The sequence below is a fragment of the Kineococcus deserti genome (genome assembly GCF_050871945.1).
In the GTDB taxonomy this organism is placed as follows: Bacteria; Actinomycetota; Actinomycetes; order Actinomycetales; family Kineococcaceae; genus Kineococcus.
Map to the genome: position 1 here is coordinate 26379 of NZ_JBJLSI010000030.1, position 23528 is coordinate 49906.

The 23528-nt window shown below is 74.9% G+C and carries 24 protein-coding genes; 2 read left to right on the forward strand and 22 right to left on the reverse strand.

The features are described 5' to 3' along the window. Positions 1–8 precede the first annotated feature (8 nt). The 19 genes from aroH to ACRYR2_RS19480 form a co-directional block, all read right to left on the reverse strand. Positions 9–371 carry a chorismate mutase gene (aroH, locus tag ACRYR2_RS19390; protein WP_432564526.1) on the reverse strand — a complete coding sequence of 121 codons (363 nt, stop codon included), beginning with the start codon at positions 369–371 and terminating at the stop codon, positions 9–11. Positions 372–418: 47 nt separating this feature from the next. After that, positions 419–1408, reverse strand: a complete 990-nt coding sequence (locus ACRYR2_RS19395) for a pseudouridine synthase (RefSeq protein WP_432564527.1) — start codon at positions 1406–1408, stop codon at positions 419–421. Then, entirely contained in the window at positions 1405–2136 is a 732-nt protein-coding gene (gene scpB, locus ACRYR2_RS19400; RefSeq protein WP_432564528.1) for an SMC-Scp complex subunit ScpB, read from the reverse strand. The genes ACRYR2_RS19395 and scpB overlap by 4 nt, the downstream gene beginning before the upstream one ends. After that, on the reverse strand, positions 2133–3089 hold the full coding sequence (locus tag ACRYR2_RS19405) for a segregation and condensation protein A (protein ID WP_432564529.1): 957 nt from the start codon (positions 3087–3089) through the stop codon (positions 2133–2135). The genes scpB and ACRYR2_RS19405 overlap by 4 nt, the downstream gene beginning before the upstream one ends. 127 nt (positions 3090–3216) lie before the next feature. After that, entirely contained in the window at positions 3217–5094 is a 1878-nt protein-coding gene (locus ACRYR2_RS19410; RefSeq protein ID WP_432564530.1) for a LysM peptidoglycan-binding domain-containing protein, read from the reverse strand. A gap of 24 nt (positions 5095–5118) precedes the next feature. Beyond that, on the reverse strand, positions 5119–6276 hold the full coding sequence (locus tag ACRYR2_RS19415; RefSeq protein ID WP_432564531.1) for a hypothetical protein: 1158 nt from the start codon (positions 6274–6276) through the stop codon (positions 5119–5121). Then, positions 6276–6851, reverse strand: a complete 576-nt coding sequence (locus ACRYR2_RS19420; RefSeq protein ID WP_432564532.1) for a hypothetical protein — start codon at positions 6849–6851, stop codon at positions 6276–6278. Before ACRYR2_RS19420 ends, ACRYR2_RS19415 begins: the two co-directional genes overlap by 1 nt. Before the next feature lie 20 nt (positions 6852–6871). Next, complete coding sequence (locus ACRYR2_RS19425) at positions 6872–7333, reverse strand: pilus assembly protein TadG-related protein (RefSeq protein ID WP_432564533.1); 462 nt, start codon at positions 7331–7333, stop codon at positions 6872–6874. Further along, positions 7330–7734 (reverse strand): TadE/TadG family type IV pilus assembly protein, encoded by a 405-nt coding sequence (locus tag ACRYR2_RS19430; RefSeq protein WP_432564534.1) that lies wholly within the window; start codon positions 7732–7734, stop codon positions 7330–7332. Before ACRYR2_RS19430 ends, ACRYR2_RS19425 begins: the two co-directional genes overlap by 4 nt. Then, complete coding sequence (locus ACRYR2_RS19435; protein WP_432564535.1) at positions 7731–8150, reverse strand: TadE/TadG family type IV pilus assembly protein; 420 nt, start codon at positions 8148–8150, stop codon at positions 7731–7733. Before ACRYR2_RS19435 ends, ACRYR2_RS19430 begins: the two co-directional genes overlap by 4 nt. Beyond that, positions 8123–8374 carry a hypothetical protein gene (locus tag ACRYR2_RS19440; protein WP_432564536.1) on the reverse strand — a complete coding sequence of 84 codons (252 nt, stop codon included), beginning with the start codon at positions 8372–8374 and terminating at the stop codon, positions 8123–8125. The genes ACRYR2_RS19435 and ACRYR2_RS19440 overlap by 28 nt, the downstream gene beginning before the upstream one ends. 30 nt (positions 8375–8404) lie before the next feature. Next, positions 8405–9364 carry a type II secretion system protein gene (locus tag ACRYR2_RS19445; RefSeq protein ID WP_432564537.1) on the reverse strand — a complete coding sequence of 320 codons (960 nt, stop codon included), beginning with the start codon at positions 9362–9364 and terminating at the stop codon, positions 8405–8407. Further along, positions 9361–10209, reverse strand: a complete 849-nt coding sequence (locus ACRYR2_RS19450) for a type II secretion system F family protein (protein ID WP_432564538.1) — start codon at positions 10207–10209, stop codon at positions 9361–9363. The genes ACRYR2_RS19445 and ACRYR2_RS19450 overlap by 4 nt, the downstream gene beginning before the upstream one ends. After that, positions 10209–11543: a CpaF family protein gene (locus tag ACRYR2_RS19455; protein WP_432564539.1), complete on the reverse strand. Its 1335-nt coding sequence runs from the start codon at positions 11541–11543 to the stop codon at positions 10209–10211. The genes ACRYR2_RS19450 and ACRYR2_RS19455 overlap by 1 nt, the downstream gene beginning before the upstream one ends. Next, positions 11540–12337: a hypothetical protein gene (locus ACRYR2_RS19460; RefSeq protein WP_432564540.1), complete on the reverse strand. Its 798-nt coding sequence runs from the start codon at positions 12335–12337 to the stop codon at positions 11540–11542. The genes ACRYR2_RS19455 and ACRYR2_RS19460 overlap by 4 nt, the downstream gene beginning before the upstream one ends. Positions 12338–12340: 3 nt before the next feature. Next, positions 12341–13102 carry an SAF domain-containing protein gene (locus ACRYR2_RS19465; RefSeq protein WP_432564541.1) on the reverse strand — a complete coding sequence of 254 codons (762 nt, stop codon included), beginning with the start codon at positions 13100–13102 and terminating at the stop codon, positions 12341–12343. 194 nt (positions 13103–13296) lie between these two features. Continuing rightward, on the reverse strand, positions 13297–15864 hold the full coding sequence (locus ACRYR2_RS19470) for an AMP-binding protein (protein ID WP_432564542.1): 2568 nt from the start codon (positions 15862–15864) through the stop codon (positions 13297–13299). A gap of 241 nt (positions 15865–16105) precedes the next feature. Beyond that, on the reverse strand, positions 16106–16921 hold the full coding sequence (locus ACRYR2_RS19475) for a ParA family protein (protein WP_432564561.1): 816 nt from the start codon (positions 16919–16921) through the stop codon (positions 16106–16108). Positions 16922–17323: 402 nt separating this feature from the next. Then, complete coding sequence (locus ACRYR2_RS19480; protein WP_432564543.1) at positions 17324–18400, reverse strand: site-specific tyrosine recombinase XerD; 1077 nt, start codon at positions 18398–18400, stop codon at positions 17324–17326. Between the two features lie 104 nt (positions 18401–18504). Between ACRYR2_RS19480 and ACRYR2_RS19485 the strand changes: the two genes are divergently transcribed. Both ACRYR2_RS19485 and ACRYR2_RS19490 read left to right on the forward strand, forming a co-directional pair. Next, on the forward strand, positions 18505–19050 hold the full coding sequence (locus ACRYR2_RS19485; protein ID WP_432564544.1) for a PAS domain-containing protein: 546 nt from the start codon (positions 18505–18507) through the stop codon (positions 19048–19050). Next, a complete protein-coding gene (locus ACRYR2_RS19490) occupies positions 19047–19967 on the forward strand; it encodes a methyl-accepting chemotaxis protein (RefSeq protein WP_432564545.1) in 921 nt (306 codons plus the stop codon). Before ACRYR2_RS19485 ends, ACRYR2_RS19490 begins: the two co-directional genes overlap by 4 nt. A 67-nt stretch (positions 19968–20034) precedes the next feature. Here the strand turns inward: ACRYR2_RS19490 and ACRYR2_RS19495 are convergent, their stop codons facing one another. The 3 genes from ACRYR2_RS19495 to ACRYR2_RS19505 are packed head-to-tail and all read right to left on the reverse strand — an operon-like array spanning position 20035 to position 23515. After that, the gene (locus tag ACRYR2_RS19495; RefSeq protein ID WP_432564546.1) at positions 20035–20709 is read right to left on the reverse strand and encodes an NUDIX domain-containing protein; all 675 of its coding nucleotides are present in this window, start codon (positions 20707–20709) and stop codon (positions 20035–20037) included. After that, positions 20706–22424 carry a CTP synthase gene (locus tag ACRYR2_RS19500; protein ID WP_432564547.1) on the reverse strand — a complete coding sequence of 573 codons (1719 nt, stop codon included), beginning with the start codon at positions 22422–22424 and terminating at the stop codon, positions 20706–20708. The genes ACRYR2_RS19495 and ACRYR2_RS19500 overlap by 4 nt, the downstream gene beginning before the upstream one ends. A gap of 41 nt (positions 22425–22465) precedes the next feature. After that, complete coding sequence (locus ACRYR2_RS19505) at positions 22466–23515, reverse strand: glycosyltransferase family 4 protein (RefSeq protein WP_432564548.1); 1050 nt, start codon at positions 23513–23515, stop codon at positions 22466–22468. Between the last annotated feature and the right edge of the window lie 13 nt (positions 23516–23528).

Below are 23528 nucleotides of genomic sequence, written 5' to 3' on the forward strand. Positions count from 1 at the left end.
CGGGGCGGTCACTGGGCGATGTCGCGCCGCAGGGCCTGCGCACCGTTGAGGTAGACGTGCCTGACCTCGCTGCGCGGGCGCGCCGTCTCCACGTGCGCCATGAGCCGGATGACGCGCGGCATCGAGCCGAAGATCTCCAGCTCCCGCGCGCACATCAACGGGACGTCACCCATGCCCAGTTCACGCGCGGCGACGGCGGGGAACTCCGAGACCAGGTCGGCGGTGGAGGTGAAGATGACGCTGATGAAGTCGTCGAGGCTCAGGTCGTTGGCCCGGATGACCTCCGAGACCAGGTCCCGCGTCCTGGCCAGCACCTCCTCGCGTTCGTCGACGTCGACCTGCACCGCACCGCGAACCGCCCGTACCGACACGCGCGGCAGGTTATCCGTCGACGTCGCCGGCGTCGTCCCCGGCTCCGTCACAGCCCCGCGACCGCCATCAGCTGCTGGACCTCACCACGGGTCAGGCGGCGGTTCTTGCCCGGCTTCAGGTCACCCAGCACGATCGGCCCCATCTGCACCCGGACGAGCTTGAGGACGGGGTAGCCCTCGGCCTCCAGGAGGCGGCGCACGACGTGCTTGCGGCCCTCGTGCAGGACCACCTCGACCAGGGCGTAACCCGGCTTGGAGTCGACGAGCTTGAAGGAGTCGACCGAGACCGGTCCGTCCTCCAGCTCGACGCCCGCGCGCAGGTTGCGGCCCAGCTCCCGCTTCACCGGCCCGCGCACCTCGGCCAGGTACGTCTTCTGCACGCCGAACGAGGGGTGCTGCAGCCGGTGCGTGAGCGCCCCGTCGTTGGTCAGCAGGATCAGGCCCTCGGTCTCCAGGTCCAGCCGGCCGACGTGGAACAGGCGCTGCTCGCGCGGGCCGACCATGTCGGCGAGGTTGAGCCGGTCCTGCTCGTCGTACATCGTCGAGACGACGCCCTTGGGCTTGTTCACCATGATGTAGACGAGGTCGTCGTCGATGGTGAAGCGCATGCCGTCGACGTGGACGACCTGGCGGGTGGGGTCGATGCGCACACCGAGCTCGGTGACGACCTCGCCGTCGACGGTGACCCGTCCGGCGGCGATCATCTCCTCGCAGGCGCGACGCGAACCGGCCCCGGCCTGGGCCAGCACCTTCTGCAGGCGCACGCCCTCGGGGTCGTGGACGTCGACGCCGGGCCGGGCCTTGACCTGCGCGGGGCCGCGGCGGGGCGGCTGGGGCGCGGGCGCGATCTGGTCGGTCATGCGCTTGGCCGCGCCACGGCGGGGCGCCTGCTTCGGCTGGGCCTGCCCGGGCTGCCCGGACTGCCCCCGGCGGGGCGCGCCACCGGCCCTCTTGGGGCCCTGTCCGCGGCCGGAAGCGGGCCGCTGGGGGCGGCCCTGCCCTCGGCCGCCGCCGCTGCGGGGTGCCTGCGGGCTCATCGTGGGTCCTCCTGCTGCTGGGGTTCGGCCGGCTCCGGATCGGTCGCGGCCGCGGGAGCCTCGAGCTCCGACCCTCCATCATCCCCCACCACGGGCGTGGTCGGAACCGGCTCGGGGGCCGTGGGCACCGGCTCGGCGAGCACCTCGGCCGGTTCGACCTCCTCCACCGACAGCTCGTCGGGCAGGAACGGCGCCAGCGGCGGCAGGTCGTCCAGGCTGTCCAGCCCCATCCGCTGCAGGAACTCCTCGGTCGTGCGGTACAGCGTCGCCCCGGACGTGGCCTCGACGCCGGCCTCGCTGACCAGCCCACGGGTCAGCAGCGTGCGCATCACCCCGTCGACGCTGACCCCGCGCACCGCCGAGACCCGCGCCCGGCTCACCGGCTGGCGGTAGGCGACGATCGCCAGCGTCTCCAGCGCCGCCTGGGTCAGCTTGGCCGTCTGCCCGTCGAGCAGGAAGGCCTCCACGACGTCGGCGTGCTCGGCGCGCGAGTACATCCGCCAGCCGCCACCGACCTCGCGCAGCTCGAAACCGCGGCCCTGCTCGGAGTACTCCCCCGCCAGCTCGCGCAGCAGCAGGTCGACCTCGTCGGGCTGCTCGCCCGTGGCCCGGGCCAGCGCCTGCGTGCCCACCGGTTCGTCGGCGACCATCAGCACCGCCTCGATCGCGCCGCGCACCCGGCGGCCCGGGTCCTCCTGCCCGGCACCTTCCAGCCCCTGCCCGCTCACGACCCGTTCCCTCCCGCAGCGCCCGCGGCACCCTCGAACTCGTCCAGCCCCGACGGCACCGCGGCCGCCGCCCCACCCTGGTTCGCCTCGGCGTCGCGGTCCCAGCGGACCGTCAGCACCCCCAGGGCCTCCTCCTGCTCCAGCCGCACCCGGCGCTCGCGGAACAGTTCCAGCACCGCCAGGAACCGCGCGACGACCACCAGGGTTCCCAGCTCGCCCTCGCCGGCGTCCTGGACGAGTTCGGCGAACGTCACGGCCTCCTTGCGCCGCAACCGGTCCACCACGACGGTGGCCTGCTCGCGGATGCTCACCGCGCTGGCGTGCAGGTGGTCCAGACCGACGACCGGAACCGGTTTCGGGGTGAGCGCGCGGGCCGCGACCGCGGCGAACTGCTCGGGGGTGACGGTGAGCACCAGTTCCGGCAGCAGCTTCTCGAAGTGCGGTTCCATCGCCACGGCCCGGGGAACCCGGCGCGAGGCCTGCTCGAACCGGTCCGACAGCAGCGCGGCCACCTGCTTGTAGGCGCGGTACTGCAGCAGCCGCGCGAACAGCAGGTCGCGCGCCTCCAGCAGCGCGAGGTCCTCGGGGTCCTCCACGTCGGCCGCGGGCAGCAACCGGGCGGCCTTGAGGTCCAGCAGGGTCGCCGCCACCAGCAGGAACTCGCTGGCCTCGTCGAGGTCGAAGTCCTCCTCCGAGGCCGACGCGGCCCGCAGGTGCGCGATGAAGTCGTCGGTGACGCGGGCCAGCGCGACCTCGGTGACGTCCAGCTGGTGCTTGGTGATCAGCCCGAGCAGCAGGTCGAACGGGCCCTCGAAGTTGTCCAGCCGGACGGCGAACCCGCCGCGACCGGCGTCGGGCGGACCGGCCGGCGGGGTCTGCGCCGGCCCGGGCACCGTCCCGGCGGTCCCCTCCGAGGGCGTCTCGGGAGAGGTCTGCGGAGGGCTGGCCGGCACGGCCTCAGGCTACCGACTGCGGAACCGCCACCGTGCGCAGCTCGCCGTCGCCGGTGTGCAGCAGCACCCGGCCGGGCTGGAGGGGCGCCAGCGCGCTGCGCGGTGGCGGAACGTCCCGACGCCGCGGTCAGCTGCGCAGCGCGGCGATCCAGCGCCGGTACTCCGCCGGCGGGAGCCGGCGCGCACGCCCCTGCAGGCCGAGCACGCCGAGGTCGAGGGTTCCGGCCTCGCTGACGGCGAACCGCCAGGACGCGGCCGGGACGTCGCCGACGCACAGGACGGCGACGGGGGTCCGACCGCCGGCGGTGAACGCGCTCAGCCGGCGGACCTGCTCGTCGGTGGGGCGGCCGGAGACGGCGACGACCTGCGGACGGACCCGGTCCGCGGCCCGCGCCGCCCGCCCGGTGAGCAGTTCGGCGGGCTGCCCGGGTCCGGCGGCGTCCCACCGGTCGAGGAGTTCCTCGAGCCGCAGGTGGGTGTGGACGGCGTCCGGGGCCAGCGCGCCGAGTTCGTCACCGAAACCCACGAGGTGCACGTCGACGCCGTCCGACCAGGTGTTCGTGGCCAGTTCGGCGACCATCGACGTGACGACGTCGCGGGCGGTGTCGGCGTGCCCGCCGACGGCGACGATCCCCGGTGCGCTCTCGAGGTCGACGAGGACCTCGTGCTCTCCGCTGCGGGCCACGTCGACGAGCGCGGGGTAGGGCGCCGGAACACCCTGCGGAACGGACGCCGGCAGGTCCTCGCGCCGGACGCGCCAGGCCCCGCCGTCCAGCACCGTCCACGGCTGCGGGGGCTGCGCGGCAGCGCCGTCGGGTCGGACCCCCAGGTGCAGGACGAGTTCCCCGGCCGACAGGTGGGCCGCCACGACCTCCGGCAGCGGGAGTTCCGCCGCGGTCCGTGCCGCTACCAGGTGCCGCAGGGCCCTGTCGAGGAACTCGGCGCGTTCCGGGTCCGCCTGGTCGCCCAGTTCGTCGGCCAGGTCGTTCGCGGCCCGCGAACCCCGCCGCAACGCCAGCGACACCCCGGCCAGCAGCAACCCGCCGGACAGCACCGCGCGGGCCGTGACGTCCTGCTCGGCCGCCGTCTCGGCCCCCGTCCCGGTCGGCGGGTTCTCGTCCGGTGCGGAGGGCGCGGCCACCGGCGCGGGCGCCAGCGGTGTCGCGGTGGCCCCCACGGCGTCGGCCGGCAGCAGCAGCACCCAGCCGGGGCGGATCAGGTCGGCGTCGACGAGCCGCGAACCGTCGGGCTGCACCCGGTCCTCGTTCAGTTCGAAGATCTCGCGGTAGCGCAGCGGGTCACCCAGGGTGCGTTCGGCGATGTCCCAGAGGCAGTCGTGGTACCTGCCCTGCGGGGGGTGCACGACGTAGGCGACGGACTCCCCCGCCTGCCGGGCCGTCACGGCGGTACCGGCCGCCCAGCCCGCGTCGGGGGTCCGCGGGGTGTCGCCGGTCTCCGCGCGGGCCGCCCCCGACTCGGCGCCGCCGACCGGTCCCGAGGCGGGCTCCGAGGTGGACGTGGGGGTGGAGGTGGCCGTCGTCGAGCTCACCGGGACCGCGTCGAGCACCGACACCGTGCCCGGAACCCACACCGCCCCGGCAGCGAGCAGCAGGACCGCGGCGACCAGGCGCTGCGCGAACACCTGGTTGGCGCCGCCGAACGGCACCGCACCGGAGCGGTCGCCGACCGCCCAGGACCGGAACTCGGCCAGCACGCAGACGACGAAGTGCCCCCACACCAGCCACAGCACGGCGGCCAGGACGTCCAGCACGGCGGACACGCTGAGCTCGGCCTCCAGCCAGGACCGGCTCGGCGCCGAGGTGGGCAGCGGGTTGCCCACGAGCACCACGAGGGCGTACGGCACACCCGCCAGCACCGTGAGGAGGACGGCGGCCGCCAGCAGCCCACGCAGCACCTCACCCGCACGGGCGCGCCGGGTCAGCGGCGCACGCGGCAGCCGGGGCACCGGGCGGGGCCGGGGTCGGACGGGAGTGGCAGTGCTCACGGTCGGGCCTTCTCTCGGGTTTCGTCAGGGGGCGAGCGGGACGACGAGGGTCTGCACCTCGGTGACGCGCAGTCCGGCCGTGACGGTGCGCTCGACGTCCCGGTGGGGTTTCCAGCTGGCGCCGTCGTCGTCGCTGTACTGGATCTGCCAGTGCTCGGTGCCGACCACGGCGTAGGTGTCCGGCGCCGGTCCGCCCTGCCGTCCACCGGAGGTCTCGGAGTAGGTGAAGGAGCAGATGCCCTCGCCGGTGCGTTCGGTCGCGCCGGGCGCGAGCACCAGCCCCGCGCCGGCGCACACGACCGGGGCACGGCCGGGTTCACCGGTGTCGACCTCGAAGCGCTCCAGGACGGCGCGCATCCGGTAGTCGCCCACCCCGACGGTGAGGGCCCGGGCACCCACCGCCGAGAACGCGACGACCTGCCCGATCCGCGGCGTCCGGGACGGCGAGGTGCTGATGCTGCCGGGGTCGAGGTTCCCGTTCCGCTCGTCGGTCCACGTCGCCCACCGGCGCTGGCCGGCCGTCAGCTCGAACCAGAACGGCGGCCGGCCCGGGTCGCTGCGCAGCAGGGTGACCGTGGCCCACACGAGTTGCGCGGTGCGGGCGGGCGCCGCGGTGACGGGGTCGACGTGGCCGTCGACGCAGACCTGCAGGAACTGCTCGGGCAGTTCCACCGGGGTCGTCGGCGTGTCCGTCACCGGCGCCGGGACGGTTCCGGTGGGCTGGGGTTCGGGCGCGGCAGTTCCCGTGGGCGTCGCCGGAGGGGTTCCCGTGGGACTCGCCGAGGGAGTCGCCGAAGGAGTCGCCGAGGGGTTGGCCGTGGGGGTCGCGTCCGGGGTCAGCCCCACCGGGGCGGTCAGCCCGAACGGCTGCGCGGACACGGGTGTGAGGTCCTCGCGCGGGGTGTCCGCCGGCAGCAGCCAGCAGGTGGGCACCGGGGCGCCGGCCAGCATCGTCCGGAAGGTGTCACCGGCCCGGCCGCCGCCCGAGCACCGCATCCCGTAGCCGCCGGCGGCGCTGGACCACATCGAGCAGGACCCCACGGAGGCGGTCACGTCCCCCGCCCCGGCCAGCAGCCGCGCGGCGCCGGTCTCGGCGGCCTGCGCCGGGGTGGCCAGCGCGACGGCCCCCAGCGCGGCCACCAGCGGACCGGCGCGACGTCCGGTGAGGAGTCCGGTGCGCATCAGAACCGCTCCTCGACGACGTCGGCGGCCGAGCACCCGCCGCCGTCGGCGGCCACGTCGTCGACGAGCCAGCGGTCCCCGACGCGCAGGACCACCGCGCGGGCGGTGCCGAAGTGCGCGGCGTTGACGGGCCGGCCCGTCGTGCGGTCGACCTGCCAGCCGCGGTCCTGCAGGCACAGGTCCAGTTCGACCCGGTCGTCCTCGATCCGCCGGCTGGCCAGCACCCCCGAGGGGTAGGGCCCGGGCATCCGGTCGCCCAGGTTGGCCGCCAGCAACGGCAGCGCCCACCGCTGACCGGCCGGGGTGAGGGTGGCGGTGAAGTCCGGCACCTGCGCGGGGTCGGCGACGCCGGCGTTGACGGCCAGGGCCTGCTCGCGCAGGTACGTGCGGACGGCGGTCACGGCGGCGTCCCCGTCGAACTCCCCCGCCGTCGCCGCCGGGGTCTGCTCCGGGGTCTGCTCCGGGGTGGTTCCGGGTGCTGCGGCGACCGGCGCTGCCGCCGGCGGGGCCATGCCGCCGGTGGGGTCGGACGTGTCCGCGGAACAACCGGCCACGGCCGCCGCCAGCAGGGTCACGACCGCTGCGGCTCCTCGTCTCACTGCGCGTCCTCCTCGCTGGTTCCCTCGAAGGGGCGGGCCCGGCCCTCACCGGCGGCCCGCAGTTCGGTCACGCCGACGATCCCGAGCAGGCCGGCCCGCTGGACGATCTCGACGTGGGTCTGCACGACGATGCGGCGCCCCTGCGGGTCGCCGACGGTGGTGGTCCCCCGGAAGCAGTTCCCGGGGTCCACGATCGGTGCGCCGGACGCCGCGGCGGCCTGGCAGTAGGCGTTGACCCGGTTCGCCACCTCACCGTCCGGCAGCAGTTCCAGGTCGGCCGCGTCGAGGTCGATCGCCGCGGCCCCGGCCCGCGCGGCCTCCTCGGCGTAGGCGACGGCGCGGGCCCGGGCGTTCAGCTGCCGCGAGGCGTCGACGACCAGCCCGGCCAGCAGCAGCAGCACCAGCGCCAGGACGGGGACGGCCGGGGCGATCGACCCCTCGTCCCGCGAAGGCCTCACGACAGTTCCCGGTTCGGGTCCAGCGGGCTGGCGAAGGAACTGCGCACCGACAGGGTTCCCGGCAGTCCCGGCAACCCGAGGTCGGCCACGGAGCAGCTGCACCGGGCCGTGATGGTCACGGGCCGGCCGGGGGCGAAGTCGCCGACCTGCTCCACCACGAGGGAGTCCGCGCAGCCACCCGGGCCCACGGCCGCCGCGACGACGGCGTACGCCCGGTGCTGCGCGGCCTGCGCCGACCGCGAGGTCGTCGCCGCCCGCGCCGCGTCCCGCACCCCGGTGTCCAGCGTCGCCGAGACCTGCGCGACGCGGGCGTACCCGAGCAGCAGCAGGACCAGCAGGAGCAGGGCCGGTGCGACGAGCGTGAACTCCAGCGCCACGCTGCCTCGGTCGTCCCGCTTCACCGCACGCTCCCGAAGCGCTCGACGGTGCCCGCGGCGTGCTGGGTGGTGCTCAGGTCCAGGCCGGGGACCAGGCTGATGACGCCTCCGGTGACCTCGACGGTCACGGTGTTCCGGTCCGGGCTCCAGCTGGTGGTGGCCCGCGGGTCCAGCAGCGACTCGCGGCCGACGGTCGTCGCGAACTGCTCGACGTGGGCGCGCACGACGGGATCGGCGGCAGCCGCGAACTGCTCGTCGGGCACGACCCGCAACTGCGCCACCCCCTCGCGGGCCGCGGCCAGGGCCACCGACCGGCCGTAGGCCCACAACCCCACCTGGACGCCGAAGAACACCAGCAGCAGGAACACCGGGGCGATGAACGCCATCTCCAGCGCGGCCGAACCGGAGTCGCTCAGCTCGCGGCGCCGCCCGTGCTGCACGCCGCCCCGCCGATGGCGGACCCGGCGCAGGACTCCAACTGCGCGCTCTTGTCCTGCACGATCTTGAAGATCGCCCCGCCGATGAGCGAGGCCGCGACCACGACGACCGCCGCGATGATCGCCCACTCCAGGGCCGAGGCGCCGGCGTCGCGACCCGACCGCGCGGCCTGCCGGGCGCGGGCCGAGAGCAGCCGGGCGGACCGGGTGAGGAACGAGCTGGACATGGGTTTCTCCTTCGAGCGGTTCGTACGTGTTCACGAGGTGGCCATGAGGTTGTGGACGGCGGGGAAGGCGAGGAACACCATGAACGCGGTGCACAGGACGAGCTGGGCGACGAGCATCGACTGGGACTTCTCCCCCGCCTCCCCTTCGACGTCGGCCATGTCCTTGCGGCGCAACGTCGCCGCCCGCGCCGCCAGGGACGCGCGGATCTTCGCGCCGTCGTCGGCCGCCAGCGCCAGCGCACCGGCCAGGTCCGACAGCTCCGCGACGGCCAGTTCCGCACCGAGGTCGCCCAGGGCCTGCCACGGCGTGCTGCCCGCGAGCCGGGCCCCCGACAGCGCCTGCCGGATCCGCACCAGCGCCCAGTAGTCGCTGACCGAGGCCGAGCTGAGCAGCGCCTCCGGCAGACCGCGGCCGCCGGCCAGGTTCATCGCGACCAGGTCGGAGAACACCCCGACCACGCGGCGGAAGTCGCGACGGCGCCGGGCGGCGTCCGAGCGCAGCGCCAGGTCCGGCACGCAGAACCCCGCACCGCCCAGCACGAGCGCCAGCGACAGCGGAACCCCGCCCGGCAGCGGAACCCCCCAGGCCCGCAGGACGAACCAGCAGACCGGGGCGAGCAGCAGCAGGACCAGACCGGCCACGACCTTGGTGGCCAGGAACTCCCCGGTGCGCCGGCCCAGGACGGCCAGGTCGGCGCGGGTGCGCCGCAGCCGCCAGCCGCGTTCGGTGCTCAGCACCTCCAGGCGGTCGGCCAGGGCGGCCATCGCCCGCCCGAAGGCGGCCGAGGCCCCGAACAACCCGCGGTCGGGTGCGGCCGAGGCGGCGGCCTCGGCCGCCGACAGCAGGGTGCGGTGGCTGGAGCGGCGCCCGTCGTACCGGGCGATCCGCACCGACACCGACGGTCGCGGCCGCACCAGCGCCGCGAGGAGCACCACGAGGCCGAGGGCGGCGACGGCCCCGCTCAGCAGGGCCAGCTGGACCGGGTTCACGAGGTCACCCGCCGGGTCAGGAACCGGTCGTGCGTCTCCACCCGCGCCAGGCGGCGCAACCAGGCCAGGCCGGCGACCATCAGCGCCCCCACGAGCACGAGCACGACCTGCCCCTCGAGGCTCGAGTAGGGCGCCACGTAGTCGCGGTTGAACACCGCGAGCAGCCCCATGACCCCGAGCACGATGAGCAGCACGATCTGGACGCTGCGCCGGATGCTGCGCCGGCTGGCGTCGATGCGGCGCCGCACGTCGAGCTCCTCGCGCGTCGAGGTCGCCAGTGCGGTGAGCACGTCGCGCAACCCCGGGCCGCGCAGCCGGGCGTTCAGCACGAGCGCGGCCACGACCACGTCGGCGCTGGGGTCGTCGACGTCGTCGGCGAACCGCAGCAACGCCTCGGGCAGGGGCTCGCGGATGCGCAGGCGGTCCACCAGCAGGTTCAGCGACGGGCGCAGCACCGGCGCCGAGGTGGCCGCCGTGGCCGGGATCGCCTGTTCCAGCCCGATGGCCCCGGCGATGGTGTCGCGCAACGACTCCGTCCAGGTCGCCAGCGCCTCCAGCCGGGCGATGCCGCGCTGCTCGCCGGCGTTGCCCCCCAGCAACCGCTGCCAGCAGGCGACCAGCAGACCGACGCCGACGCCGGCGACGACCCACCGGGTCAGGACCAGGGTGAGGACACCGGCGCCGAGGCCGAGCAGCGCCTGCCGGCCCAGACCCGCCACCAGGCGGCGGCCCGGTCGGGCGCTCGGGCCGGGCACGCGGCCGTGGACGCCGAGCACCGTGACGAGGATCCCCAGGCCGGCCGCGGCGGCGGTGAGGGCGGCGAGGGGCTCGGGAGGAACAGCCATCACTGCCACCGCTCCACGACCGGAGCGGCGTACCCGGCGGCCTCGAGGTCGTCGGCGCACTGCAGCGGGGCGTGCGCGCGGGCGGTCCCGTCGGGGCCGGCCACGAACACCTCCGAGCTCAGGACCCGCCCGTCGACCCCGGTCACCTCGCGGACGCTGGCCACGACGCGGCGCAACCCACCGCCGAGGTGGTGGGTGTTCTGCTTGTCCAGGAACACCACGAAGTCCACCGCGCCCGCGATGAGCATGTGGCTGGCCTCGACCGGCAGGTGCTCGGCGGCCTGCAGCGCGTAGGTCGCGATGCGGTTGAACACCTCCATCGAGGAGTTGGCGTGGATCGTCGACAGCGAACCGTCGTTGCCCTGGCTCATGGCGTTGAGCATCGTGACGATCTCGTCGCCGAGGACCTCGCCGACGATGACCCGGCTGGGGTTCATGCGCAGCGAGCGCCGCACGAGTTCGGCCATCCCCACCCCGCCCAGTCCTTCGGAGTTCGGCAGCCGTTCCTCGAAGGCGACGGCGTTGGGGTGTTCGGGCTGGGCGTCCAGGCCGAGTTCCAGGGCGCGTTCGACGGTGATGAGCCTTTCGTGGGAAGGGATCTCGGCGGCCAGGGCGCGCAGCAGCGTCGTCTTGCCCGAGTTCGTCGACCCGGCGATCATGATGTTCTTGCGGGCGCGCACGGCGGCCCGCAGGAACTGCGCGAGGTCCTCGCTCATCGAGCCCGCGGCCACCAGGTCGGCCAGCGTGGCGCTGGCCAGCCGGGCGCGGCGGATGCTCAGTGCGGGACGCTGGCAGACCCCCATGACGGCCGAGAGCCGGGAACCGTCGGGCAACCGCAGGTCCAGCTGCGGGTTGGCGGCGTCGAACGGCCGGCTCGTCAGGCCGACGTTGGAGGCCAGCACCTGGACGAGTTCGACGAGGTCCTCGTCGGACTCGGCGACCGGGCCGTGCAGTTCCTCGCGGCCGTCGGCGTAGCTGACGAACACCCGGTCGCAGCCGTTGATGTCGATGTTCTCGACGTCGGGGTCCTCCAGCAGCGGCTGCAGCCGGCCGACGCCGAACAGCGCCGCGCCGATGGCGGCCGCCACGGCCTCCTCCCCGGTCGCCGACAGCGGGGGGCGGCCGGCCGCCATCTCGGCGCGGGCGTGGTCCTCCAGGACCTGCACGACCAGTGAGCGGGCGAACTGGCGTTCGTCGGCGGCCGACATGGCCGGGCGCCCGGCGGCGTCGTCGCGGCGGCGGTGGGCGGACAACCGGTCGGCGACGACGCCGCGCAACCGGCGGACCAGGTCGTGGTCGACGGCCTCGTGCGGGGTGTCGAGGGTGGGACTCACGCGGCCCTCCCGGCGGTGCCGCCGTGGGCGGCGGTGAAGAGGTCGGTGACCAGGGTGCGGCCCGCGCGCACCAGGGCGGTGCGTTCGGGACGGCTGGCCAGGGCCCCGTCGAAGACCCGCGCCCCGGCGGGGTCCAGCGGCAGCCGGCCGAAGTCGTCGGCCCAGGCACCCACGGCGGTCAGGACGTCCGCGGCCTCGTCGGCGTCGCGGGCCCGGCGCCGCAGGTCGGCGACGACGACGGTGCCGAGGCGCGGCAGCAGCCCGTCGGGCCGGCGCAGGGCGCCGCCGAGGGCGCGCAGCCGTTCCCGGGCGTGCAGGACGGCGGCGACCTCGGCCCGCACGACCAGGACGACCAGGTCGGAGGCGCGCAGCAGGTCCAGGTGGACGGCGTGGGCGCCCACCCGGCCGGCGTCGACGACCACGTCCACGGGCTCGGCGCCGCGGTCGAGTCCACGCACGGCGACGGCCAGCGCGGACCAGCCCGCGCCGGCGGCCAGGGACTGCTCGGAACTGCCCAGCCCGACGACCACCCGCGAACCGCCGGCGACGTGCTGGGTCTGCTCCAGGACCTGCGCGGCGCTCAGCCCGCGGCGGGCGCTGGTCAGCAGCGGCAGCAGCCCGCGGTCGGGGTCCAGGACCCCGCCGTCGAGCGCCGGCACCCGGGCCGCCACATCACCGCCGGCCGGGTCGGCCTCGAGCAGCACCGCCGGTCGCGGCCACAGCGCCGCGGCCAGCAGCGCCGTCGTCGTCACCCCGGGAGAACCCTTGGCCGACAGGAAGGACACGATCGCCACGGCTCACTCCCGCACGAGGTCGACGGGCGGGGTGGTGGCGTCGGCCAGCCGCACCAGGGCGATCTGCCCGGCGGCCGCGGCGGCGACGACGTCGGCGGCCCGCGGGGTGGGGACGAGCAATGAGACGGCGCCGGAGTCGGCGGTGACCTGGCCGGTGGCGGCACCGGCCGAGCTGCCCCCGGCGGCGACCACCCGGGCGGCCTCGAGCAGGACCGTGCCCACGGGCTGGCCGCTGGCGGTGCCCGAACCGTCCGCGGAGACCAGGTAGGCGCGCACGACGTCCCCGGCGGCGAGGGGGTCGGTGGGCCGCTGCTGGGCGTCGAGGACCACCCCGACGACGGCGGCGTCGGCGGGGACGGTGTCCCCGGACAGGAACATCGTGCGGTTGACCAGGGTGTCGGCCGGGATGCGCCCGGTGGCGTACGTGCCGACGAAGTTCTGCAGCGCCGCGGCCGGGACGAGCGCCGCACCGTCGGCGGCGACCCGCGCGGTGCCGAGGTCGTCGGCGGTGACGAGTTCACCGGGGGCGATGTCGTGCCGGGCGACGAGGACGTCGACGCGGTCCCCGCTGCGGTGCACGACGAGTGCGCTGCCCAGCGCACCGCCCACCACGAGGACCAGCCCGAACGCGATGAGCGCGGGGCGACGTTCGCGGACGGGTCCGGGCAGCCGGCCGGAGGTCGCCGGGGTGTTTCCCGAGGAGTTCCCCGGGGAGTTCCCGGGCGTCCTCCCGGGGCGCTTCGTCGGTGCGGCGGCAAGGGGCATGTCCACGACGGTGGCACGGCGGAACCCGGTACCGGTGACCGTCGGCGAGGGGTTGCGCCGTCCGGGCGGAGCTGTTCACCCGCTTTGCGCAGGCTGTGGTGACGTGGGGTAGCCGGTTCGGGTGAGTTCTCGCGAACCCACCCGAACCGGCGCCGCAGGTGCCCCGGCGCGCCGTCAGCGGCCGGTGGCCTGCGTCAGGCGTGCTGCCCCGGGTGGGACGGTTGCGGGCGCAGGGCCCGGGAGACGTGCTCGGCCACCTGCGCCACCCGCGGGTCGCGCAGGATCGACATGTGCTCGCCGGGGACGTCGACGATCTCGTGCGGGCCGTTCAGGTGCCGCTGCCACTGCCGCCGGGCGCCCGCGTCGACGTCGTCGGCGGCGACCAGCACGAGGGTGCGGCCGGAGTACGGCTCGGTGGTGTACCTGCGCTGCAGGAACATCCCCTGCCGGAAGAACCGGACGTAGTGACCGAGGCCGGCGTGCGCCTTGATGCCGGTCAGCGCCAGGGAGATCCCCTCCTTGACCTTGGCGAACGCCGAGGGGTGGTGCGGGGCGGGCATGAGCGCGGGGTCCGGCGGGAAGGAGTCGACGACGGCCAGGAGTTCAACCTCCTGCCCGGCCCGGCGCAACTGGTGGGCCATCTCCAGGGCGACGAGGCCACCCAGGGAGTGCCCGGCGATCCGGTACGGACCCTGCGGTTGCCGGCCGCGGAGGGTGGCGACGTGCCGGCGGGCGATCCGCTCGATCGACCAGTCCGGCAGCGCCTTGTTCTCCAGGCCGTTGGCCTGCAACCCCAGGACGGGGATGCCGGGCGCGATGCGCTGGGCCAGCGTCCGCAGCGCCAGCGCGGCGCTGCCGGCGCCGGCGACCAGGAACAGGGGCACCTCGGTCCCCTCGGGTCGCAGCGGGACCAGGGTCGGGGTCGTGCGGCGGGCGGTGGAGCGCACGGCCGCGGCGAAGGAGGCCACGGTGGGCGACTCGGCCAGCGTGGAGGTGCCGATCGACCCGGCGACCGCGGCGTCCCCGAGCGCCTCGATGCGGCTCACGAGCGCCTCGGCCGCCAGGGAGTCCCCGCCGAGTTCGAAGAAGTCGTCGTGGATGGAGATGCCCTCGAGTTCCAGCACGGCGCAGAAGTGCTCGAAGACGATCTCCTCCCAGCTCGAGCGCGGCACCTCGAACGGCGCGGTGCTGCGGGCCGGCTCGGGCAGCGCGGCACGGTCGAGCTTGCCGCGTTCGGTGCGCGGGAGCGCGTCGAGGAAGACCACGTGCTCGGGAACCATGTGGGAGGGCAGGTTCGCGCGGACCACGGCACGGATCGCCGAGGCCTGCGGACGCGGACCCTCCGGAACCACGTACGCCACGAGCGACGGGCGCCCGGTGCGCGGGTTCGGCCGGCCGACGACGACCGCTTCGCGCACGTCGGGCTGGGCGAACAGCAGCGCGTCGATCTCGCCGGGTTCGACGAGCAGGCCGCGGATCTTGACGCTGTGGTCGCTGCGGCCGAGCAGGCGCAGGCAGCCGTCGGCTCCGAGGGTTCCGACGTCGCTGGTGCGGAACGTCCGGGACCCGTCGGGGTTGTCGGTGTAGACCTCGGCGGTCTTGGCGGGGTTGCGCCAGTAGCGGCCACCGAGCCAGCGCGAGGTGAGCACGACGCGGCCGGTGCCCTCGTCGGCCAGCGTGCCGTCCTCCAGCGCCACCTGCAGCCGCGCTCCCGGCACGGCCCAGCCGACCGGCGTGGCCCCGTCCGGCGCCTCGTCGTCACCGGTGATGGCGTACTCGCTCATGAGCCAGGTCTCGGTCGAGCCGTACCGGTTGCGCACCACGCACTCCGGCCCGACGGCGCGCCGGACGGCGGCGAGCTCGGCGCCGTGCACGGTCTCGCCGGCCATCGTGACGGTCTTGAGCCCGGGGATGCGGCCGTCGGGACCCAGCGAGGTGATCACCCCGCGCAGGATGGCCGGGGAGGCCAGCAGCACGTCCGCGCCGACCTCGGCCAGGAACCCCGGCAGTTCGGCGACGGAGCGGCGGCGGGGGTCGAACAGCTCCTGCCGGGCGCCGGCCAGCAGCGTCCCCAGCGTCGGGGTGACCCCGGCGCTGAAAGCCATGGGCAGCAGGTGGGCCACGACGCTGCCGGCGGGGAAGGCGCCGGTGCCCTCGGAGTTGACCCAGGTGTCGTGCAGGATCGACCGGTGGTCGCAGGCCACGCCCTTGGGGGCCCCGGTCGAGCCGGACGTGTAGACGATGACGGCCACGTCGTCGGGTGCGGCCTCGGTGGCGACCAGGGCGGCGGCGGCCTCGACGTGGTCCGGCCAGGACGCCAGGGCGTCGGCGCCGGAGTCGGGGTCGACGACGGCACCGGCCAGCTCAGCGGCGGTGGCGGCGCGTTCGGCGTCGGTGACGACCAGGTCGGCGCCCGCGGCCTGGACGTAGTGCCGCAACCGGGTCGCGGGGGTCGTCGGGTCCAGGATGACGACCGGGTGCCCGGAGGCGATGACGCCGACGACGGCCGCGACGGCGCCGACGTCGTGACCGCGCAGCACGGCGACAGGTGTCTCCTGCGCGGCGACGCCGTCGACCGGGTGGTGCGCCAGGACGGCCGCGCGCACGAGCGCGGCACGCCGCAGCAGGTCGGCGCCGGTGAGCCGTGCCCGGCCGTCGGCGACCAGCACCCGCGCGGCGCAGGCCAGCGCCACGTCGACGATGCGCGGGATCAGCTGCCCCTGCGCGTGTTCCTCGGAGAACGTCGTGAACCCTTCGCTCACGACAGTTCCTGCGTGTCCCCCCACGGGTGAGCCCCCTCCCCCGACCGGACGAAGATCCGGCCATCCGGGGACGCACACTAACCCGTTCCGGGGGGCCCGGACGGGCAGAACGGCCCGGCCGACGGGGACCATCACCGACCGGACGAGGAAATTCGACGGAGAGTCGAGCACTGACCACGAACAGCCACCGTCGCGACCGAAACCCTTACGAGACGGGAGGTTTCATCCCGTCACGGGGAGTTCAGGCTGCGTCACCACGAGCGACGAGTTCACGGGCGAGCTGCCGGTAGGCCTCGGCTCCCGGGTGGTTGCCCGCGTAGGACGTGATGGGCTCGGCGGCGACCGTCGCGTCGGGGAACTTCACCGTGCGGCCGATGACGGTGTGGAAGACGTCGTCGCCGAACGCGTCCACGACGCGGGTGACGACCTCACGGCTGTGCAGCGTCCGGCCGTCGAACATGGTGGCCAGGATCCCGTCGATCTCCAGAGCCGGGTTGAGGCGTTCCTGGACCTTCTCGATCGTCTCGACCAGCAGCGCCACCCCGCGCAGCGCGAAGAACTCGCACTCCAGCGGGATCAGCACCCCGTGCGAGGCCGTCAGCGCGTTGACCGTCAGCAGCCCCAGCGAGGGCTGGCAGTCGATGAGGACGACGTCGTAGTCGGCCAGCGCCGGGCGCAGCGCCCGGGCCAGGACGCTCTCGCGGGCGACCTCGCCGACCAGCTGCACCTCGGCGGCGGACAGGTCGATGTTGGCCGGCAGCAGGTCCAGCCCCTCGACCGCCGTCTCTTGGATGACCTCGCGCACGTCGGTACCGCGTTCCATCAGCAACTGGTAGACGGTCTTGTCGAGCTCGTGGGAGTTCACCCCCAGCCCGGCCGACAGTGCGCCCTGCGGGTCGAAGTCGACCAGCAGCACCCGGCGACCGTACTCGGCCAGCGCGGCGCCCAGGTTGATGGTGGTCGTCGTCTTGCCGACGCCGCCCTTCTGGTTGCACATGGAGATGACCCGGGCCGGGCCGTGGTGGTCCAGCGGCGCCGGGACCGGGAACGTCGGCATCGGACGGCCCGTCGGGCCGTTCTGGAGGCCCAGCTCGATCTGCGCCTGCACCGCGCGCGGCTCCGCCGTGACGGGCTCGGGATCCGACTCGGGCCACGGCCGGCCCTCGGGCTGCGGAACGTCGGGCTGCGGAACGTCGGGCTGCTGGGCCTGCGGCTCCTGCGGGCGCTCGGCCTCGGGCTGCGGCACCTGGGCCACCGGTTGCACCTCCGGCTGCGCCTCCGGCTGCGCCACCGGCGGTACCGCCGGTACCGCCGGGAACTGCCGCGCCTGCTCGCGCGCCCGGTCCACGAGGGGACCGAAGCTCGACGGCGTGGAGGTGGCGGGCGGCGGGAACTCGCTGGTCACGGAGGTGGCACTTCCTCGGGGCGGTCGTCGGGGACGGGCAGGTCTGCGGTGACCTTAGTCGCCGTCGCGCGGTGGTGGTGCCGACGGGTGGTGACCGTGGCGCGCCCGCGGGGGGCCGTCGGCGTGCAGCTCGCGCAGCGAGTCGGCGCTGAGGAGCGTGTAGACCTGCGTCGTGGTCACCGAGGCGTGGCCGAGCAGCTCCTGCACGACGCGCACGTCGGCCCCGCCGTGCAGCAGGTGGGTGGCGAAGGAGTGCCGCAGCGTGTGCGGCGACACCGCGCGGGTGATGCCCGCCCTGCCGGCCGCCGACTGCAGGACCGCCCAGGCGCTCTGGCGGGACAGCCTTCCGCCGCGGGTGTTGACGAACAACGCCGGTGTACCGCGCCCGTCGGCGACCAGCTGCGGACGCGAGCGCGCCAGGTACCGCTCCAGCGCCGCGCGGGCGACGGGGCCGACGGGCACCACCCGTTCCTTGACCCCCTTGCCGCGCAGGCGCACCACGCCGGTCTCGCCGAGGACCTCGGGGTCGACGTCGTCGAGGTCGAGCCCGACGGCCTCGCTGATGCGGGCCCCGCAGCCGTAGAGCACCTCCAGCAGCGCCCGGTCCCGCAACGGGACGGCGGCCTGTGCGCCGTCCTGCACGAGGCCGGCGACCTCCAGCAGCCGGGTGACCTCCTCGACGGTCAGCGCGGACGGCAGCCGCCGTGGCGGTGCGGGCGGCCGCACCTGCACCGAGGGGTCGTCGGCACTGCGTCCCTGCGCGTGCAGGAACCGGTGCCAGCCCCGCACCGCCGAGGCCGTGCGGGCCGCCGAGCTCGCCGTCAGCACCGCGCCGCCGTCCTCTCCCGAGCGCAGGGCGAGGACGAAGGCGCTGACCGTCGCCTCGTCGACCTGAGCGGGATCGTCGACCCCGCGCGCGGTCAGGAACCGCACGTAGCGGGCCAGGTCGCGGCGGTAGGCCCCGAGCGTGTTGGCCGACAGCCCGCGCTCGACCCCCAGGTGGCCCAGGTAGTCCTGCACCGCCGTCCACAACGCCGTCGGCTCGTCCCCCGAGCCGACCCCCGGGGCGGGGACGACCGGCACGGGGCGGGAGGCAGGCTCCGGGTCCCGGGCGAGCGAGGTGGCGGACACGTTCCGACCCTAGGGGACACCGGCTCCCTCCTCGGGGCACCCACGCGGACGGAGGGTGACGGACTCGCCTCAAGTCCGTCACCCGTCCGGCCGAGGGACAAGGCATGCGACCGTCCACCACTTCTCCGACCGGTGCGGAGCGTCGCTTCGGCGACGACGAGCTCATCGTCACCAAGACGGACCCGCGGGGCGTGATCACCTACGCCAACGACGTCTTCCTGCGCGTGTCGGCGCTCACCGAGGAGCAGGTGATCGGGCAGCCGCACAACATCATCCGGCACCCGGGGATGCCGCGCGGCGTCTTCGACCTGCTGTGGGAGACGCTGCGCGGCGGCAGCGAGATGTTCGCCTACGTCGTCAACCTCGCCGCCGACGGGGCGCACTACTGGGTGCTGGCCCACGTCACCCCCAGCGTGGACGGTTCCGGCCGGCTGCTGGGCTACCACTCCAACCGCCGGGTGCCGGCTCCCGGCGCGGTCGCCGCCGTCCGCCGGCTGTACGACGACCTGCTCGCGGTGGAGTCCCGCCACTCCCGTCCCGCCGACGCCGTCGCGGCCTCGCGCGCACTGCTCGCGCAGCGGCTGCAGGCCGCCGGCCAGAGCTACGAGGAGTTCGTGTGGTCCCTCGTCCCCCAGGGAGCCGCCGCGTGAAGCGCCTGCGCCGCAACGCCCCCACGACCGCGAAGAACCACGACGACGTCCTGCGGGCGGTCGTGGAGGTGGCCTCGCGCGCCGCCGACGGCGACCTCGAGGCGAGGGTGCCGCACCTGGGCGACGACCCGTTGCTCGTCGAGCTGCGCACCGCCTTCAACCACCAGCTCGACATGACCGACGCCTTCGTGCGGGACGCGTCGGCGACGCTGACGGCCGCCAGCGAAGGCCGCTTCCACCGCCGGTTCCTGCTCGGCGGGACCCGCGGGGCGTTCCGCGGGGGCGCCCAGGTCATCGACGCCGCGCGCCGCGCCTCGGCCACCGCCGCCGTGGAGCTCGACCGCGCCACCACGGCCCGGCACGCGCTGGCCGACGAGCTGGAGTCGACCGTCCTGTCGGCCTCCGAGCAGGTCAGCGCGGGTGCCACCAGCGCCGGGTCCGGGGCGGCCGAACTGGCCCGCACGGCCCGCGACGCCGTCGAGGAGGTGCAGCGCGCCGTCGTCACCGTGGGGTCGCTGCGCGAGGCCTCGACCCGCATCGAGGAGGCCGTCCAGCTCATCGAGAAGGTCGCCGCGCAGACCCGTCTGCTCTCGCTGAACGCCACCATCGAGGCCGAACGCGCCGGCGAGGCCGGTCGCGGGTTCGCCGTCGTCGCCGAGGAGGTCAAGCGCCTGGCCGACCAGGCCGCCCAGTCCAACGCGGTGATCGCGGCGCAGGTCGCGGCCAGCCAGCAGGCCACCGAGGAGGCCGTGGCCGTCATCGAGGGCGTGGCCCGGCGCATCGAGGGGATGGACGCCGAGGTCGGCGCCATCACCGACGCCGTCTCCGGGGGCTCGGGGACCACCGGGCTGTCGGAGGTCGCGGGCCTGCTGCAGCAGCAGGTGACCGGGTTCGTCGCCACCGTCCGAGGGGCCTGAGCGGCCTCGGGATCCGGATCGCCGGGCCCCGTTCCCGGTCACCGGGAACGAGGGCCCGACGATCCGTTCAGCGCTCGGGCCGGATGAGTCCCGTCGGCCACGGCGCGTCGGCCGGGCGCAGGTCCTTCCAGCCGCCCGCCTTCGCGGCGTGCAGCGCCAGCACCCCGATGACGCTGCCGGGGTTGGCCAGCCGGCCCTCCAGGACGGCGCGGACGGCCTGCTCCAGCGGCACCCGCACCGGGACGAGGTCCTTCTCCTCGTCCTCGCGGGTGTGCCGCTCGCCGGCCGGCACCGCGGACAACCCGCGGGCCAGGTAGATCCGGTTGGCCTCGCTGGACCCGCCCGGGGAGTTGAACCAGTCGGCCACCACGGCCCAGTCGGCGGCGACGAGGTCGGCCTCCTCAGCCAGTTCCCGCTGCGCGGCCACCAGCGGTTCCTCGTCGGCGACGTCGAGCAGCCCGGCGGGCAGTTCCCACATCTCCCGGCGGATCGGGTGGCGGTACTGCTTGATGAACAGGACGTTCTCGTCGTCGTCGAGCGCCAGGATCGTCACCGCACCGGGGTGGCGCTGGACGTCGCGCACGACGGTCCCGCCGTCGGGCAGTTCCACCGTCTCGCGCACGACGTCCCACACGTGGCCGCTGAAGACGACCTCGCTGCCGACCAGGCGACGCTGCGCGAGCGCGTCGGACAGTCCGCTCCCCTCGACGACGGGGACGTCGAGTTCCTCCGGGAAGCTCACGCGGTCACGTCCGACAGCACCTCGGCCGAGTCGGCGGCCGGCTCGGGGTCGACGTCGATGAGCTGCTCCTCGCGCTGCCGGCGCAGGGCCGCGGCCACCAGGCCGGAGAACAGCGGGTGCGACCGCGTCGGGCGCGACTTGAACTCCGGGTGCGCCTGGGTGCCCACGTAGTACGGGTGGACCTTCGCGGGCAGTTCGACGAACTCGACCAGTTCGCGGTCCGGGGACGTGCCGGAGAACACCAGCCCCTTGCCCGACAGCTTGTCGCGGTAGGAGTTGTTCACCTCGTAGCGGTGCCGGTGGCGTTCGGAGATCCGCTCGCTGCCGTAGGTGGCGGCCACGACCGACCCCGGCTGCAGCACGGCCTCGTACGACCCCAGACGCATGGTCCCGCCGAGGTCACCCTCGCCCGAGACGATCTCGCGCTGCTCGGCCATGGTGGCGATGACCGGGTTCTTGGCGGTGGGCTCGAACTCGGTGGAACTGGCGTCCTTGATGCCGGCGACGTTGCGCGCGTACTCGATGACCATGCACTGCAGGCCGAGGCACAGACCCAGCGTGGGAACGCCGTTCTCCCGCGACCAGCGCAGCGCACCGAGCTTGCCCTCGATGCCGCGGACCCCGAAACCGCCGGGGACGCAGATCGCGTCGACGCCGTGCAACTGCTTCTGCGCGCCCTCGGGGGTGGAGCACTCGTCGGAGGCCACCCAGCGGATGTCGACCTTGGCGTCCTCGGCGAACCCCCCGGCGCGCAGCGCCTCGGTGACCGACAGGTAGGCGTCGGGCAGGTCGATGTACTTGCCGACCAGGGCGATCTCGACGCGGCGGCGCGGGTTGTGGACGCGGCGCAGCAGGTCGTCCCAGGTCGACCAGTCGACGTCGCGGAAGCTCAGGTTCAGCTTGCGGACGAGGTAGGCGTCCAGGCCCTCACGGTGGATCACCTTGGGGATGTCGTAGATCGACGGGGCGTCGACGCAGGCGATGACGGCCTCGTCGTCGACGTCGCACATCGAGGCGATCTTGCGCTTGACGCTCTCGGGGATGTCCCGGTCGGCGCGGCAGACGATGGCGTCGGGCTGGATGCCGATGTTGCGCAGCTGCGCGACCGAGTGCTGGGTGGGTTTGGTCTTCAGTTCACCGCTGGGGCCGATGTAGGGCACGAGCGAGACGTGCACGAAGAACACGTTGTCGCGGCCCAGGCGCTGGCGCACCTGACGTGCGGCCTCCAGGAACGGCAGGGACTCGATGTCGCCGACGGTGCCGCCGACCTCCGTGATGATGATGTCGATGTCCTCGCGGGCCTGGGCCCGCATCCGGTCGACGATCTCGTTGGTGATGTGCGGGATGACCTGGACGGTGTCGCCCAGGTACTCCCCGCGCCGTTCCTTGGCGATGACCGAGGAGTACACCTGGCCGGTCGTGACGTTGGCCGAGGCGTCGAAGCGGACGTCGAGGAAGCGCTCGTAGTGGCCGATGTCGAGGTCGGTCTCGGCGCCGTCGTCGGTGACGAACACCTCACCGTGCTGGAACGGGTTCATCGTTCCGGGATCGACGTTGAGGTAGGGATCCAGTTTCTGCATCGCCACCCGCAGACCGCGGGCGCGCAGGAGACGACCGAGGCTGGAAGCCGTCAAACCCTTGCCGAGGGAGCTGGCCACACCCCCGGTCACGAAGACGTGCTGGGTGATGGACTCGGGAGTGCTGCGGTTCGCCACGGAGTTCGATCGTACCGGACGCGGCGCGGAGGTGCGCCGGCTCAGCCGCGCGCCGCGCGGTGGACCCGGCGGAGCTGCTCCAGGACGTCGGAGGCGGTGGGCAGTTCGGCGGCCCGCAGCCGGGAGCGGTGGGCCGCCACGGCCCGCTGCGCGGGGTCGGCGGCCAGCCGTCGCAGGGCGTCGGCGAGCGCCGTCGCGTCCCCCACGCCGACGAGCACGGCGGCGTCGGCCGTGACCTCGCGGGTTCCTCCGGCGTCGGTGGCCACGACGGGGACACCGGCCCGCAGCGCCTCCTGGACGAACACCGGCTGCCCCTCCCAGACGCTGGCGCTGACCGCGACGTCGGCGGCCGCGAGCAGGTCGGCGACGTCCTCGCGCCGGCCCAGCAGCTGCACGGGCAGGTCCTCGCGCCGGATGCGGGCGGCGAGCTCGTCGTGCAGGGGCCCGTCGCCGGCCACGACGACGCGCACGCCGCTGCGGCCGGCGGCCTCCAGCAGCGTGCCCAGGCCCTTCTGCGGGGCCAGCCGGGCGACGGTGAGGGCGACGGGGCCCTCGCCGAGCACGGCCCGGCCCCGCGCCGGGTCGCCCGGCGGCAGCGCGGGTGCCGGGACGAGGGCGCGGTCGGCCACGCTCGCCCCCAGCCGGTGGGCCTGGGCGACGAGGTCGCCCGAGACGGCGAGGACGACGTCGGCGCGCCGGCACACCCGCCCCAGGACGGCCGTCCCGAGCCGGGCGCGCGGGCCGGTGCCCAGGACGGCGTTGTGCAGGGTGACGACGAACGGTGTGCGGCGCGCGACGGCGAGGGTGGCGACGAAGCCGGCGCGGACCCCGTGGGCGTGCACGAGCGCCCCCGGCACGGCACCGACGGCGCGGCGCAGCGCGGCGGCGGCCCGCAGGTCGCGCACGGGGTCGATGCTCGGGCCGATCTCCACGGCCGTCGCCGGGACGCCGAAGTCGAAGCGCCGCAAGGTCGAGGCGGGCGCGGCGACCCGCACGTCGACGCCCTCGTCCCGCAACCCCGCGCACAGCGCGGCGACGTGCCGTCCCACCCCGCCGGCGCTGCTGCCGAGCACGAACACGACCCGTTCCACTGGTCCTCCCGAG